16 protein-coding genes are annotated in these 13,064 nt (G+C 62.4%); 10 read left to right on the top strand and 6 right to left on the bottom strand.

The window, feature by feature from the left end:
• Positions 1-44: 44 nt before the first annotated feature.
• On the top strand, positions 45-479 hold the full coding sequence (locus tag J6524_RS01295; protein ID WP_225668407.1) for a hypothetical protein: 435 nt from the start codon (positions 45-47) through the stop codon (positions 477-479).
• A 20-nt stretch (positions 480-499) separates the two neighbouring features.
• Here the strand turns inward: J6524_RS01295 and J6524_RS01290 are convergent, their stop codons facing one another.
• Positions 500-739, bottom strand: coding sequence for a hypothetical protein (locus J6524_RS01290; protein WP_225668404.1), 240 nt, complete (start codon positions 737-739; stop codon positions 500-502).
• Between J6524_RS01290 and J6524_RS01285 the strand changes: the two genes are divergently transcribed.
• Complete coding sequence (locus tag J6524_RS01285) at positions 721-1,203, top strand: hypothetical protein (RefSeq protein ID WP_225668402.1); 483 nt, start codon at positions 721-723, stop codon at positions 1,201-1,203. The genes J6524_RS01290 and J6524_RS01285 overlap by 19 nt on opposite strands.
• A gap of 913 nt (positions 1,204-2,116) precedes the next feature.
• Here J6524_RS01285 and J6524_RS01280 read toward each other — a convergent pair.
• A complete protein-coding gene (locus J6524_RS01280; protein WP_225668400.1) occupies positions 2,117-2,872 on the bottom strand; it encodes an SDR family oxidoreductase in 756 nt (251 codons plus the stop codon).
• A 165-nt stretch (positions 2,873-3,037) separates the two neighbouring features.
• Between J6524_RS01280 and J6524_RS01275 the strand changes: the two genes are divergently transcribed.
• Positions 3,038-5,122: a methyl-accepting chemotaxis protein gene (locus tag J6524_RS01275; RefSeq protein WP_225668399.1), complete on the top strand. Its 2,085-nt coding sequence runs from the start codon at positions 3,038-3,040 to the stop codon at positions 5,120-5,122.
• 48 nt (positions 5,123-5,170) lie between these two features.
• Here J6524_RS01275 and J6524_RS01270 read toward each other — a convergent pair whose 3' ends face one another.
• On the bottom strand, positions 5,171-6,331 hold the full coding sequence (locus J6524_RS01270) for an acyl-CoA dehydrogenase family protein (RefSeq protein ID WP_225668397.1): 1,161 nt from the start codon (positions 6,329-6,331) through the stop codon (positions 5,171-5,173).
• A 264-nt stretch (positions 6,332-6,595) separates the two neighbouring features.
• Between J6524_RS01270 and J6524_RS01265 the strand changes: the two genes are divergently transcribed.
• Entirely contained in the window at positions 6,596-7,570 is a 975-nt protein-coding gene (locus tag J6524_RS01265) for a glycerophosphodiester phosphodiesterase family protein (protein WP_225668395.1), read from the top strand.
• A gap of 99 nt (positions 7,571-7,669) precedes the next feature.
• Positions 7,670-8,035 carry an avidin/streptavidin family protein gene (locus J6524_RS01260; protein ID WP_225668394.1) on the top strand — a complete coding sequence of 122 codons (366 nt, stop codon included), beginning with the start codon at positions 7,670-7,672 and terminating at the stop codon, positions 8,033-8,035.
• Positions 8,036-8,043: 8 nt separating this feature from the next.
• On the opposite strand, the gene J6524_RS01255 is transcribed toward J6524_RS01260, so the two are convergent.
• The gene (locus J6524_RS01255) at positions 8,044-9,666 is read right to left on the bottom strand and encodes an ABC-F family ATP-binding cassette domain-containing protein (protein ID WP_225668393.1); all 1,623 of its coding nucleotides are present in this window, start codon (positions 9,664-9,666) and stop codon (positions 8,044-8,046) included.
• Positions 9,667-9,898: 232 nt separating this feature from the next.
• Here J6524_RS01255 and J6524_RS01250 point away from each other — a divergent pair, with 232 nt between their 5' ends.
• The 5 genes from J6524_RS01250 to J6524_RS01230 all read left to right on the top strand — a co-directional run bounded on the left by J6524_RS01250 (position 9,899) and on the right by J6524_RS01230 (position 11,598).
• A complete protein-coding gene (locus J6524_RS01250; RefSeq protein WP_225668392.1) occupies positions 9,899-10,351 on the top strand; it encodes a DUF2267 domain-containing protein in 453 nt (150 codons plus the stop codon).
• A 95-nt stretch (positions 10,352-10,446) separates the two neighbouring features.
• Entirely contained in the window at positions 10,447-10,629 is a 183-nt protein-coding gene (locus J6524_RS01245; protein WP_225668391.1) for a hypothetical protein, read from the top strand.
• Positions 10,630-10,642: 13 nt separating this feature from the next.
• Positions 10,643-10,858, top strand: coding sequence for a hypothetical protein (locus J6524_RS01240; protein ID WP_225668390.1), 216 nt, complete (start codon positions 10,643-10,645; stop codon positions 10,856-10,858).
• Between the two features lie 4 nt (positions 10,859-10,862).
• On the top strand, positions 10,863-11,369 hold the full coding sequence (locus J6524_RS01235; protein WP_225668389.1) for a hypothetical protein: 507 nt from the start codon (positions 10,863-10,865) through the stop codon (positions 11,367-11,369).
• A gap of 4 nt (positions 11,370-11,373) precedes the next feature.
• On the top strand, positions 11,374-11,598 hold the full coding sequence (locus tag J6524_RS01230) for a hypothetical protein (protein ID WP_225668388.1): 225 nt from the start codon (positions 11,374-11,376) through the stop codon (positions 11,596-11,598).
• Between the two features lie 35 nt (positions 11,599-11,633).
• On the opposite strand, the gene J6524_RS01225 is transcribed toward J6524_RS01230, so the two are convergent.
• Together J6524_RS01225 and J6524_RS01220 are read right to left on the bottom strand one after the other, a co-directional pair.
• A complete protein-coding gene (locus J6524_RS01225; protein WP_225668386.1) occupies positions 11,634-12,008 on the bottom strand; it encodes a response regulator transcription factor in 375 nt (124 codons plus the stop codon).
• Positions 12,005-12,880: a S1C family serine protease gene (locus J6524_RS01220; protein ID WP_225668384.1), complete on the bottom strand. Its 876-nt coding sequence runs from the start codon at positions 12,878-12,880 to the stop codon at positions 12,005-12,007. The genes J6524_RS01225 and J6524_RS01220 overlap by 4 nt, the downstream gene beginning before the upstream one ends.
• Positions 12,881-13,064 lie beyond the last annotated feature (184 nt).

The following is a 13,064-nucleotide window of genomic DNA, read 5'->3' as shown; positions in this document are numbered from 1 at the left end:
CGGAAACCGTCCTAGTCTTTCCCTGTAACCGGCGGGCTCACCCCATGCAAACCGGCGTTCGAAAAGTCGCCCACGTTCTGGAACGCCTTGGACTTGCGATGGCAGGCGCAGCAAGCGGGCTATTTGTGGCGGCGCTGGTGGGAACGAGCTATTCCGCACTTACAAGCCAAGCCTTCCTGCTGCTGATGATGATCGGCGGCGCCGTCGGCTTTTATCTCGGCATCGACACGCCGCCACTTCCCGGCAGGGCAACCAACGCCCGGCCTGACGACGGCGCCTGGGTCGGCAAGATCGATACGCCGGAACTGCTCAGCGCGATCGGCACATTCCTCGCGGCGTTCTCGGCATTCGCTTGCGTCGGTCTCATCGTGCTGCGCCACGATCCGCATATCGCATGGATATCGATGATCATGGCGGGATGGGTGGCCGGCGTCGCAATGCAGATCGTCGCCGGCACGATCGCCCGGCGGCGCCGCTGATCAGGCAAGATGCCGGCCCTTCAGCTCTCGTCCTCCAGCGTCAGCACCAGGCCAGTCAGCGCCGCACCGATGCCGAACATCAGGCCGTAGGTCGTGACCAGCATCACCGTCGTCTGAACAGGCGCGGCGCTTTTTGCGACGAGATCCCTGACGTGGAAGGCATCGATCAGACCGAGCATCAGCACCAGGGTCAGCCCAAGCGCCACGCCCATCAGGAAATGGGTAAGCAAGGCATTGAAGAGTGACTTCTGCGGACGCATGGGCGCCGTGCCTTCGGCATGATGCCAAGCCAACGCCCGGCCCAAAGGACTGGTTCCTCCGCGAAAAAACAGAATTCATCCTGCGGCGCATCAGCGCCCGGCCCGTTTGCAAAGCGTTAAGTAAGCGCTGGCAATGCTCGCCGGCCATTCCAAAAATTTCCACAATCCCTTTTAGGAAGAAAGCATTCGCTTTCGACAAAGGAGAATTTCCCATGCGACTAGGGCAAGCGATCTTCTTCGGCTCGGCTGCCGCCCTCCTCACCTTGGCTGCGCCGACGCTCGCCAGAAATTCCAGCGCGAATTCACACACGACGAAAGCGACGGAAGCGCCGGCATATTCCTCGTGCCATGCCTACCAGCAGGCGGCCGACGGCACATGGATGCAGCTGCCTTGCCAGGAGATGGGTTCCAAGGTTCAGCAACCGAAATCCGCATCGAAGAACACCACCGAGGAAACGCGCTGAGCGCGCTCGGTGAATAGCGGCTTCGCAGCCGTAGTTCGTAAGTTCGTAGGGTGGGCAAGGGAGCGCAAGCGACGTGCCCGCTATCTTTCACCGATCACGTCGCGAGATGGTGGGCACGCTGCGCTTTGCCCACCCTACGGACTGCCGACTGATTTGCCCGCGCGCGCAAGCGCCATTTGATGCGGCGGCCGCGACCAAATGGCACGACGAGCAAATCACTTCTGATTTTCCGAAATAGCGTCAAGCCCCAGAATCAAAAAGATTCCGCTTCCGTTCTCACCCAAATCAGCGGCATAACTCCGTCCGTCTCACTGCAAGATGAGGGGCGTTGGCCACGTCACGAACGCGCGGTGAGATGCGATGGACGCAGATGGCGCGAGAGACGTTGCGCGCCGGAGGCGTAGAAGTCGTGTGGTTCGGGCGCCGCGGTGCTGGCGTTAAGTCCGCGAGAGACAAGTTTTCGCGGGCGATGGTGGCAATAAAGCCGTTCACCAGGAAGAGCACGAAGTAAGCCGTAAAGCCATTGCGCAGGGAAGGCCGGAGTGTTTCCGCTGTACCTGTATGCTCGTGTGCGTTTTCTTTATGCGCAAGCGGCACACGAGACCGCGGGTGCAGCCAGCACCCGGTCTTCCCTGCGCCCTCTGATTTCGGTGAGGGCGGGAAGTTTTCAAGCAAACCTCGGGCAAAACATGTCGCGAGATCGCGAACGCACACCCAGTTGTCATCACCCGCGAAGGCGGGTGATCCAGTACTCCGAGACAGTAGTGACTGAGCCGAGAAGCCGCGGCGTACTGGATCCCCCGCATGCGCGGGGGATGACAGCAATGTGTGCTTCGCTATCTCCACGTCGTTGCGGATCGAGCGCAGCATACCGGATGCCCCAGCTTCGCGGTACATGACAGCGTCGCGCAACTCACGCCGTCTTGACTGCCCTCTCCAGCCAGTCGTCAAAGCGCGTCGGCATGATCCGGGCACCGTCATCAGGCACCAGCGTGCGCAACGCCAGCGGCGCGCCGAAGTACGGCACGTCAGGGCCAGCCACGATCCTGCTGGTGTCGCCCTGCTTACGCAGCCAGCGAGCAACGAAGTCGGAAAGCGGCGCAGCCTCGGGCCCTGCGACCTCGCGGATGCCGTTGGCGGGCTCACCGAGCGTCGCGTCAGCCAGCGCTTCCGTGACTTCGTCGGAAAGCAACGGCTGCATCAGCTGGCTGGAGACATGGACCTCGCCATCCCTGCGCCCGTAATCTGCAATCCCGCCGATGAATTCGAAGAACTGAGTTGCGCGCAGGATCGTGTAGGCGAGGCCCGAACCCGCGATCAGCCGCTCCTGCGCCAGCTTGGCGCGGAAATAGCCACTGCCCTCGAGCCGGTCGGTGCCGACGATCGACAGCGCCACGCAATGCCGTACACCGGCCGGCTTCGCCGCCGCGATCAGGTTGCGCGTCCCGGTGTCGAAGAAGTGCAGCACCGCCTTGTCCTCGAACGAGGGCGAATTCGATACGTCGACGACGATGTCAGCGCCCGCAAGCGCGGTTTGCAGCCCCTCCCCGGTCACCGCATTGATTCCCCGGCTCGGCGAGGCCTGCAGCACCTCGTGACCGCGCGACGTGAGCAACGGGGCCAGTTTCGAGCCGATCAGGCCCGTACCGCCGATGATAACGATCTTCATTTCCTGCTCCTCTGTCCGAACGCCGCGGGCCAAGTCCGCAGCTTTGGCATCAAGACGAACCGGAAGGCGCCGGTGTGACACGCCCAGCATAAACCCTGGATTAATTTGCACCACCTATACTGGTGGTCCTCACCTTAGTACCAGTCCAATTGGCATAAAAATCCTATGAAAATCGGCACCCTCCTGACTGCTGCCATCGTCTCGCTTTCCGCCGTCGGTGGCGCGCTCTCCGTCTATGTCGCGGTTTCGAAATACCAGACCATGGAGAGGGTCTCGATCGCCCAAAGCCGGCTGGAGGTGGTGCGCGCGGTCGGTGACATCCCGCGCTACATGAACTCCGAACGCGGCTTCTCCACTAATATCCTCTATGGCCCACCCGCAGTCGATCCGGCGGTGCGCAAGGAGCTTAACGAGAAACTGCGCAAGAACACCGACAGCGCGCGCGACAAGATGAATGCGGTCCGCAAGAACCTGTCGAGCAGCCTTGACGATGCCACGGCGATCGGCAGCGGCATCGACGAGCTGAACGTGAAGTTCAACGCGCTGCGCGACGCCATCGACAAGGCAATCGATGGTCCGGCCGAAGCGCGTAAGGATGCTGCCAGAAAGATCGTCGCCGACAATGCCGTGTTCAATGCCGCCGTCACCAAGCTGCTCGACGAGCAGGTGCGGCGCATGGCGCAACTCGATGGCGATGCCTACCGGCAGGCGGTCTACGCCAACATCGCCTGGAATCTGCGCGACGTCGGCGGTTACAACGCCAGCATTCACAAGAATCTCGTCGGCGCCAATCGGCCGGCCACTGAGGCGGAAAAAATGGAATTTTCCCGCTCGCAGGCCCGTGCCGACCAGATCCTGATGTCGCTGCAGGAATTGCGCGGCAACCCGGCGACGCCGCCCAATGTCGCGGCGGCGCTGGAGAAGATGAATGACGTCTATGTCGGCAGGTTCGGCAAAGAGCTGAAGCTGGTCAAGGACGGCGCGGCCTCAGGCAAATACGAACATAACGTCGATTTCTTCTATGCGGAATCCCAGGTCGGCCTCGGCGCCGTCGTCGAGGTCCGCAACGCCTTCTACGACAATGCCGAGCATGTTCTGGCCTCCGCGTATGCCTCCGCACGCTTCAGCTTCCTGATTGCGCTCGCGGGCCTCGTTGCGGTCGTCGCCGCCAGCGCGGCGCTGATCGTGATGGTGCGCCGCCGTGTCTGCAGGCCGATCGTCGACCTCACCGCCACGATGTCGCGGCTGGCCAGCGGCGACGTATCAGGCGATATCGCCGGCGCCGAGCGCGGCGACGAGATCGGCGCGATGGCTTCGGCCGTGCGCGTGTTCAAGGACAACATGATCGCGGCGGAGCGCCTTGCTGCCGAGAAGGCCGCCGAGAACAACGGCAAGATGCGCCGCGCCCAGGTGCTCGACGAACTCACCCGCGCCTTCGAAGCAAAGGTCACCGAGCTGGTCGGCGGGCTTTCGGCGGCGTCCTCCATCATGGAAGATACTGCACAGTCGATGTCCTCGACCGCAACGCTGACCAATCGTCAGGCGGCGATCGTTGCCGCCGCCTCAGAGCAGACCTCGGCCAACGTGCAGACGGTGGCAAGCGCCACCGAGGAGCTGGCCTCCTCGATCTCCGAGATCGGCCGCCAGGTTGCACAATCGACCGAAATCGCCGCCCGCGCGGTCGACAATGCGCGGCGCACCGGCGAGACCGCCCGCTTGCTCGCGGAAGGCGCGCAGAAGATCGGCGACGTCGTGACGCTGATCCAGAGCATTGCCGCGCAGACCAACCTGCTCGCTCTGAACGCGACCATCGAAGCCGCGCGCGCCGGCGACGCCGGCCGCGGCTTTGCCGTCGTCGCCTCCGAGGTCAAATCGCTGGCCGGCCAAACCGCCAAGGCGACCACCGAAATTTCCGAGCAGATCGCCGCGATCCAGGCGGCGAGCGACCAGACGGTGACGGCGATCCAGAACGTTGCGAACGTGATCGGCGAGATCGACCAGATCGGCACCGCGATTGCGGCGGCGATCGAGGAACAGGGCTCCGCGACCAAGGAAATCTCGCGCAGCGTGCAGGAAGCGGCGCGCGGCACCCAGGAAGTCAATTCCAACATCACGGGTGTTCAGAAGGCCGCCGATGACACCGGCGCCGCTGCCAACCAGGTGCTTGGCGCCGCCGAGCAATTGTCCTCGCAGTCCAAGGACCTCGCCGGACAGGTCAATCGCTTCCTGTCGGAGGTGCGCGCGGCGTAATCCCAAACTGGCGGATCGGTCGGCCCGGTCAATCGGCAGCCGGCCGGTCTATCCGCGCAGCCCGAGCACGCGGCGCGCGATCGACTGGCGATGAACTTCGCTCGGTCCCTCATACATCCGCATCAGCCGCGCCTTCTGCCAGAGGGCGTTGAGCGGCAGTTCCAGCGTCATGCCGAGTGCGCCGAGCGTCTGCATCGCATGATCGCAGGCTTCATAGGCCATCTCGGTCGCGAATACCTTGATCATCGAGGCTTCCTGGCGAACGTCCTCGCCGCGATCGGTCTTGTCGGCGGCATCGCGCACCATCAGCCGGCAGGCATGAATACGGGTCGAGATGTCCGCAACCCACCATTGGATCGCCTGACGGTCGGCCAACTTGACGCCGAATGTTTCGCGCTGCCTCGCGTGCTCGCACAACATGTCGAGCGCCCGCTTGGCAATGCCGATGCAGGTCGATCCCATCTCGAGCCTTCGCGTGCGCAGCCGAAGCTGCATCGGCGCATAGCCCTTGCCGACTTCGCCCAATACCGAATCTTTGGGGACACGGCAGTCCTCGAACACGATCTCATAGGTCGCGTCGCCGCCCAGCATCGGGATCTCGCGCTCGATGATGAAGCCCGGCGTGTCCTTCTCGACGATGAACGAGGTGATGCCGCCCTGCCGCTGGTCGTTACCGACGCGGGCCATGACGATGATGAAATCAGCGGTGCTGGCGTTGGTGATCCAGATCTTGCGACCGTTGAGGACCCACTGATCGCCCTCCAGCACCGCGCGCGTCTTCATACCGGCGGGATCGCCGCCGGCGCCGGGCTCGGAGATCGCAATCGCCGAGCTCATCCGGCCCTCGATATAGGGCTGGAGGTATTTCGTCTTCTGCGCCTCGGTGCCGACCGCCTGCAGCATGCGCAGGTTCGGCGAGTCCGGCGGCAGCACGAACGGCACGCAGGTACGGCCGAGCTCCTCGTGGACGGCGGCCATCGTGCGCGTCGGCAGATCGTGACCGCCGAGATCCTCGGGCGCATCGAGCCCCCACAATCCCAGCTCCTTCGATACGTCACGCAGGCGCTTGCGCTGCGCATCAGTCAATCCGGGATGACCGGCGCCGGGCAGTTTGGACTGCAGGTAGTGCGGCTCCAGCGGAATGAGTTCGCGGTCCACGAACCTCGCCACGGTCTCGCGGATCATTGCCGTTTGTTCATCGTCACTCATCGCACGTCCTTGCCTGCATCAGTAGCTTGAGGAGCACTAGCTCAATTCGGCTCACCTTGAACAGCGCAATCGCGTGAGATGCCGTTGCGCTACGCGCGGAAGTCCCGCCGCGCGGAATTTGGAATTGCGCGGCTCGGTCAAGAGATCGCGTACTCGCGCCTAGTCGGCAAACCCTGCGTAGCGCCATGCGACGCTCCACACCGGTTGCCGCAAATCGACCAGAAATCCTGCCTAGCGAAGGCACCTCTTACGCGGGGGCATGCCTTGAACAAAAAACTCAAATACACCGCGGCGGCCATCGCCCTCGTCGCGGCCGCTATCTACCTCAACAACACCAACCATCTCGCCAGCCATCAGACCGGCAAGCCTACCCTGCTCGCGCACCGCGGCATCACCCAGCGGTTCGATGAGCGCGATCTGACCAACGACACCTGCACCGCGACACGGATGCTGCCATCGACCCACCAATATCTGGAGAACACCATCGATTCGATGCGCGCCAGCTTTGCGGCCGGTGCGGATATCGTCGAGCTCGACATTCATCCCACCACCGATGGCGAGTTCGCGGTGTTTCACGATTGGACGCTGGATTGCCGAACCGACGGTCACGGCGCGACGCGCGAACATTCCATGGCCTATCTGAAGAAGCTTGACATCGGTCATGGTTATACGGCCGACGGCGGCAAGACATTCCCCTTTCGCGGCAAGGGTATCGGCCTGATGCCGACGCTCGACGAGGTGCTGTTAGCCTTCCCGCAACAGCGCCTTCTGATCAACGTCAAGAGCCGCGATCCGTCAGAGGGAGAGAAGCTGGTGGCCGTGCTGAGCAAACTTCCCGCCGAGCGCCGGGCGCAGATCATGGTCTACGGCGGCGACGAGCCAGTCGAGATCGTGCGCTCGCGCCTTCCCGAAATTCGAACCATCTCGCGCGCCGCCATCAAGAGCTGCCTCGTCAGCTACATCGGCTATGGCTGGAGCGGCGTGGTGCCAAAGGCCTGCCACAACGCGATGGTAATGCTTCCGATCAACGTCGCCCCGTGGCTATGGGGCTGGCCGGACCGTCTCCTGAACCGTATGAAAGCCGCCAATAGCGAGGTCTTCGTGCTCGGCCCCTATCGAGGCGGCGGCTTTTCGAGCGGCATAGATACGACCGAGCAGTTTGCGCGGTTGCCGCAAAACTATTCAGGCGGCATTTGGACCAACGAGATCGAGGCGATCGCACCGCTCGCCCACAAATAGCATCCGTGGATTTGATGCGGAACGAGAAGCCTACTTCGCACAAGCCGGAACATCCCTCGCTGCCCTTCGTTAGTCGGCGTTAGCGAAGGGATCCAGCCGATGACGTGGAAAGGCAAATGGCGAAACCAATACGGCTCCGTGGTTGACATTACCGATGATGCCAATCGCAGAATCAGCGGCACCTTCAAGACCGCGCTGAGAGACAGCTTCTATGGACAGGAGATTCCCGTCGTCGGTATCCATCAGGGCGATTGCATCAGCTTCGTGGCCGGAGGTGAAACTGCGGCGGGAGATGCCGCGGTCTCCTACACCGGTCTGCTGCGCGATGGCAAAATGGAAACGATGTGGTTCGTCGTCGCTGACAGTGTAATCAGGGCGGCAACCGAGGGTGCACCCGGCAAGAAGGAAAAGCTGAGCTGGTGGCGTTCAATCAGCACTAATGCCGACACGTTCGAGCGCGTGTGACGGCCGCATCAACTCCGCAGCCCCGGCGCTTCCTGCCCGGTGCGCGCGACATATTCGGTGTAACCGCCGCCATATTGGTGGACGCCCTCGGGCGTCAGTTCCAACACACGGTTCGAGAGCGCGGCGAGGAAATGCCGGTCGTGCGAGACGAACAGCATCGTGCCTTCGAATTCCGAGAGCGCATTGATCAGCATCTCCTTGGTCGCGAGGTCCAGATGGTTGGTCGGCTCGTCCAGCACCAGGAAATTGGGCGGGTCATATAGCATCTTCGCCATCACGAGCCGCGCCTTCTCGCCGCCCGACAGCACGCGGCACTTCTTCTCGACATCGTCGCCGGAAAAGCCAAAGCAGCCCGCCAGCGCACGGAGCGAGCCTTGTCCTGCTTGCGGAAAGGAATCTTCCAGCCACTCGAACACCGTGCGCTCGCCGTCGAGCAGATCCATCGCATGCTGGGCGAAGTAGCCCATCTTGACGCTGCCACCGATCGCCACCGTGCCGTCATCGGGTTCGGTCGAGCCGGCCACCAGCTTGAGCAGCGTCGACTTGCCCGCGCCGTTGACGCCCATCACGCACCACCGCTCCTTGCGGCGGATCATGAAGTCGAGGCCCTGATAGATGGTGCGGCTGCCATAGCCCTTGTGGACGTTCTTCAGGCTGACGACATCCTCGCCCGAGCGCGGCGCCACCTGGAATTCGAACGCCACCGTTTGGCGGCGCTTCGGCGGCTCGACGCGCTCGATCTTGTCGAGCTTTTTCACCCGGCTCTGCACCTGGGCGGCGTGGGAAGCGCGCGCCTTGAAGCGCTCGATGAACTTGATCTCCTTGGCGAGCATCGCCTGCTGACGCTCGAACTGCGCCTGCTGCTGCTTCTCGTTCAGCGCACGCTGCTGCTCGTAGAATTCGTAATTGCCGGAATAGGTCGAAAGCGTCCCGCCGTCGATCTCGACGACCTTGTTGATGATGCGGTTGATGAACTCGCGATCATGCGAGGTCATCAACAGCGCGCCCTCGTATGCCTTCAGGAATTGCTCCAGCCAAATCAGGCTTTCCAGGTCCAGATGGTTGCTCGGCTCGTCCAGCAGCATCACGTCGGGCCGCATCAGCAGGATTCGCGCCAGCGCCACCCTCATCTTCCAGCCGCCCGATAGCGCACCGACATCGCCTTCCATCATCTCCTGGCTGAAGCCGAGGCCCGCCAACGCCTCGCGCGCCCGGCCGTCGAGGGCATAGCCGTCGAGCTCCTCGAAGCGGTGCTGGACCTCCCCATAGCGCGCGATGATGTCTTCCATTTCATCGGCGCGATCAGGATCGGCCATCGCGGCTTCGAGCTGCTTCAGTTCGCTAGCCACCACGCTGACGGGGCCTGCGCCATCCATCACCTCGGCCACGGCGCTGCGGCCCGCCATCTCGCCGACATCCTGGCTGAAATAGCCGATGGTAATGCCGCGATCGACCGCGACTTGGCCTTCGTCGGGGACTTCCTGGCCTGAAATCATCCGGAACAGCGTGGTCTTCCCGGCCCCGTTGGGGCCGACGAGGCCGATCTTCTCGCCTTTCTGGAGGGCTGCGGAGGCTTCGATGAAGAGGATCTGGTGGCCGACTTGCTTACTGACGTTATCGAGGCGGATCATTGGGACCTTAGGAGGAGGAAGTCACTGCGGCCGCTGCTTAGGACATCTGGTCGGCTAGTGGAAGCCGGTCCGAATCATCCCATCTACGCAACTCCTGCGACATTAACTTTTACGATTGCAACTGCATGCGCGCGAGCATATGCGCGACCAAGCGCGATGCCTCGCTAAACGTTACGAACCGATCCGCTGAAACATCGTTATCCCGTCATCACGGAAACGACGGAGTAGTTCCATGAGCGCAACAGGTCTCGAAGTATTCGACAGAACACTCCAAATCACCAACACGTGGTTGGACGAAATCATGACGGCAAACTTGCCACGCGATCGGAAGCTGGCATGGCACGTTCTTGGTGCTGTATTGCGGGCCGTCCGCGACCGGGTTCCGATTAACTTGGCCGCGCATTTTGGCGCGCAGCTTCCGCTTCTGGTGCGTGGTACCTACTACGACCAATGGCGGCCAAGTGAAGCGCCGAAAGCATGGCGATCGGCAGAGGAGTTTCTCGCGATTGTTTCGGCCGAACTGAGTTCGCTGAAGCCGGTCGACACCGGCGATGCCGTGCGTGCGGTGTTCCAGGTTCTGAACCATCACGTCGATCCGCACCAAGTCGAGAAGATGCGCCATGCACTTCCCGGCGAGGTTCAGGCCTTGTGGCCCGCGAATAACAAGGTTTCCTCGGCCGCATGATGCGGCATGTGACCGCGGTTCCGCAAACCGGCAAGAACCGTCGTGTTCACCACGCGTTGTCTTGTCACGCAATTCGACAGCCCCTGGAGGCAACTATGACAAAGCCGCCGCCCGTGCCGCAGGACAATCAAAGCCACAAGGGTACTGGAGACCCCAAGTCCGGCGATGCCTATAAGGTTCGAAAGGGCCGTAGCCATATCGAAAATCCGGAGCAGCAAGGACAGCAGGGTAATACCGCACAGAACACCACGCACCAAGGTTATCAGCAGGATCGCTAGTCAGGAGCATGCAATGTCTACTTCAACGAAGACGCCGGCAAGCATCCGTCAGGGCGGCCCGGGCGCTTCTCACGAGAACGCCAAGGAACCACTTCACGTCAACAAGCCACCTGCCGACGATCCGCAGCGCCGACATAGCAAGGTGTCCGGCGGTGGCGGAGAACATGACATCCATCATACACACGATCCGGAACGAAAGGGTGGCGGGACCCATCCCGCTTCAAGGTGACATCATGAGCACCAAGCACGTGAAGCTGAGCAGGCCGACCAATGCTGATCTGGTCCGCAATCCCATGATCGGCGGGTCGAAAGGCGCGAGCATGGCGCAGGTGACGCCTGACGAATTGGAAGAATTTGCAGGCGCCAACACCTTCGAGGGTGACATCGAGAACGACACCAACCCGCAAGGTGGCATCAACAAGGCGGAGGTTCGCGACCGACGCCGCGGGCCACCGCTGGCCGATCGGGATAGCGGCCCACGGAGAACAGAGCTCCAAGGAAAGAAGACGCATGAGCAACAACTGCGCATCCTCGAAAGGAAGCCTGACGTGCCCGATGCACGCCAGGTCGAGGAGGACATCGCGCGCGCACAGCGCGATGGCAGTACAAAGACCGCAAAGCGCGGCGGCCGTCAGTCCGAATTTACGGTGAGCCGCGGCGGTCTCAACCAGGAAAGCCAGCATAACAAGCACAACAACCCCGGCCAGTCAGGTCACAAGCCCCAAAAACCACAGGGATAGAATCATGACGCGCGGCGCACACGGAGACGGCAAACATCTGGGCCCCGGAGCGAAGGGTAAGGGCGCCGGCACTGGCGCTATGACCGACGTTCAGGATGACCTCATCGGCGAGAACATGGTGCTCTCAAATCGGGACAAGACCAAGCATTCGCGAGATCGTGGTCAGGACAGTAAATGGACCCAGACCGAGCAGTTGAAGAACCACGCGGCCAACAAGGGCCGCGGATAAGCGAGCAAGTATCGGCCTGACAGGCCGCCGCAGCCTTAGAGGTTGATCACTCCGAGCCGCGCCGCGTGCGCCACCGCATCGGTGCGGCCGGTGGCGTCGAGCTTCTCGAGCAGCGAGCCGACGTGAAATTTGGCGGTGTGAACGGATATTCCGAGCCGTCTCGCAATCGTCTTGTTGGATGCACCTTCCGCCATCAGAAGGAGCACATCGCGTTCGCGCGGCGTAAGGTCGACGTCGGCCGGCTCGGTGATGGCGGGCGGCTCACGTGATACGAGCGCGATCGTCGCGTCTTCTCCTGGTGCTGCCAGGCGAACTCCGGGGATGTCACCAAGCAGTGATGCGAGCCGCTCCGCCAACGCCGCGTCTTCGATCTCGATCGCGATCACGACCGGCGGCACGTCGGCGTTCACGCTTCCGCCCTTTCGCCGATCGTGAGCTTGATCTTGATCGGCTCGCCAGCGCGCCTGATCGATACGTCGACAACCGAACCCACGCTGTCCGGGCCGAGCGCCCGCAGCAGCGATCGGACGCCCGAGAGCTTCTCGTTATTCCAGGCGACGATAATGTCACCTTGCCGAATGCCGGCAGCGGCCGAGGGGCCGGCCCGATCCACGCTCATCACCATTGCACCGAGGCCATCGTCGAGTTCGACGGGCTGCAATCCCACCCCGAGATAGCCCCGCGCGATTCGGCCATGCGTCTCAAGCCTTCCCGCAACCCGGTCGATCGTGCCGCTGGGAATCACGAGAATCCGTCGCACGCCCTGGACGGCCATGCCGATGGCCTCACCGGAGGCATTGAGCACTAGGCCTCCCTCGTGACGGCGCCGCAGCCGCACGTCCAGTTCGATCCGCGCGTCGATCTCGCCGCCCCGCATGCTGCGCCAGCGCCCGCCAATTAGCGATACCATTCCAAGCGCCGCAGTTGTAACGCCCTGCTCGGCCGCGACGACCACACACAGCGAGCCGAGATCGGGAATGACGGACGACAATGCGATCGGCGCGCTATTCGCTGCATCGAAGCGCAATAGGGCGATATCTGTCGTATGATCGCGTCCCGCTATGCGGGCCGGCCGATCGGTGCCGTCGGACAGCCTGATCGAGACTTCGCCTTCGTCGGCCAGCGGCTCATCTGCCGTGACGATCAAGCCGGGCTTCCAGACAAAGCCCGAGGCGCGCGAGCGATGGGAATGCACCGAGACGACCGCCGATCTTGTGCGAGCGACGATATCGGCGAGGGCTGAGGACAGCGACGGAAGAATGGATGAGGCCGGATCGGTCATGGCGGAAACTCCTGGTTCGTTTGAATCCAATCTGGGAGTTCGGATGGCGTTCGGGAACTAGCCTGATGGGGAGGCAACGGGCTGACTTAGAACGCCATTCGCGCGCTCTACCCATCACATCTCCCGCGTATCAGCGCTGCCTCGATCAAACCTCAGGCTGTTATTGGAAATTTTCTAAGAGCTT

The sequence above is a fragment of the Bradyrhizobium hereditatis genome (genome assembly GCF_020329435.1).
GTDB classification, from domain to species: Bacteria; Pseudomonadota; Alphaproteobacteria; order Rhizobiales; family Xanthobacteraceae; genus Bradyrhizobium; species Bradyrhizobium hereditatis.
Note: the sequence above shows the minus strand (reverse complement) of the source record. Positions and strands in the feature narration are given on the sequence as shown.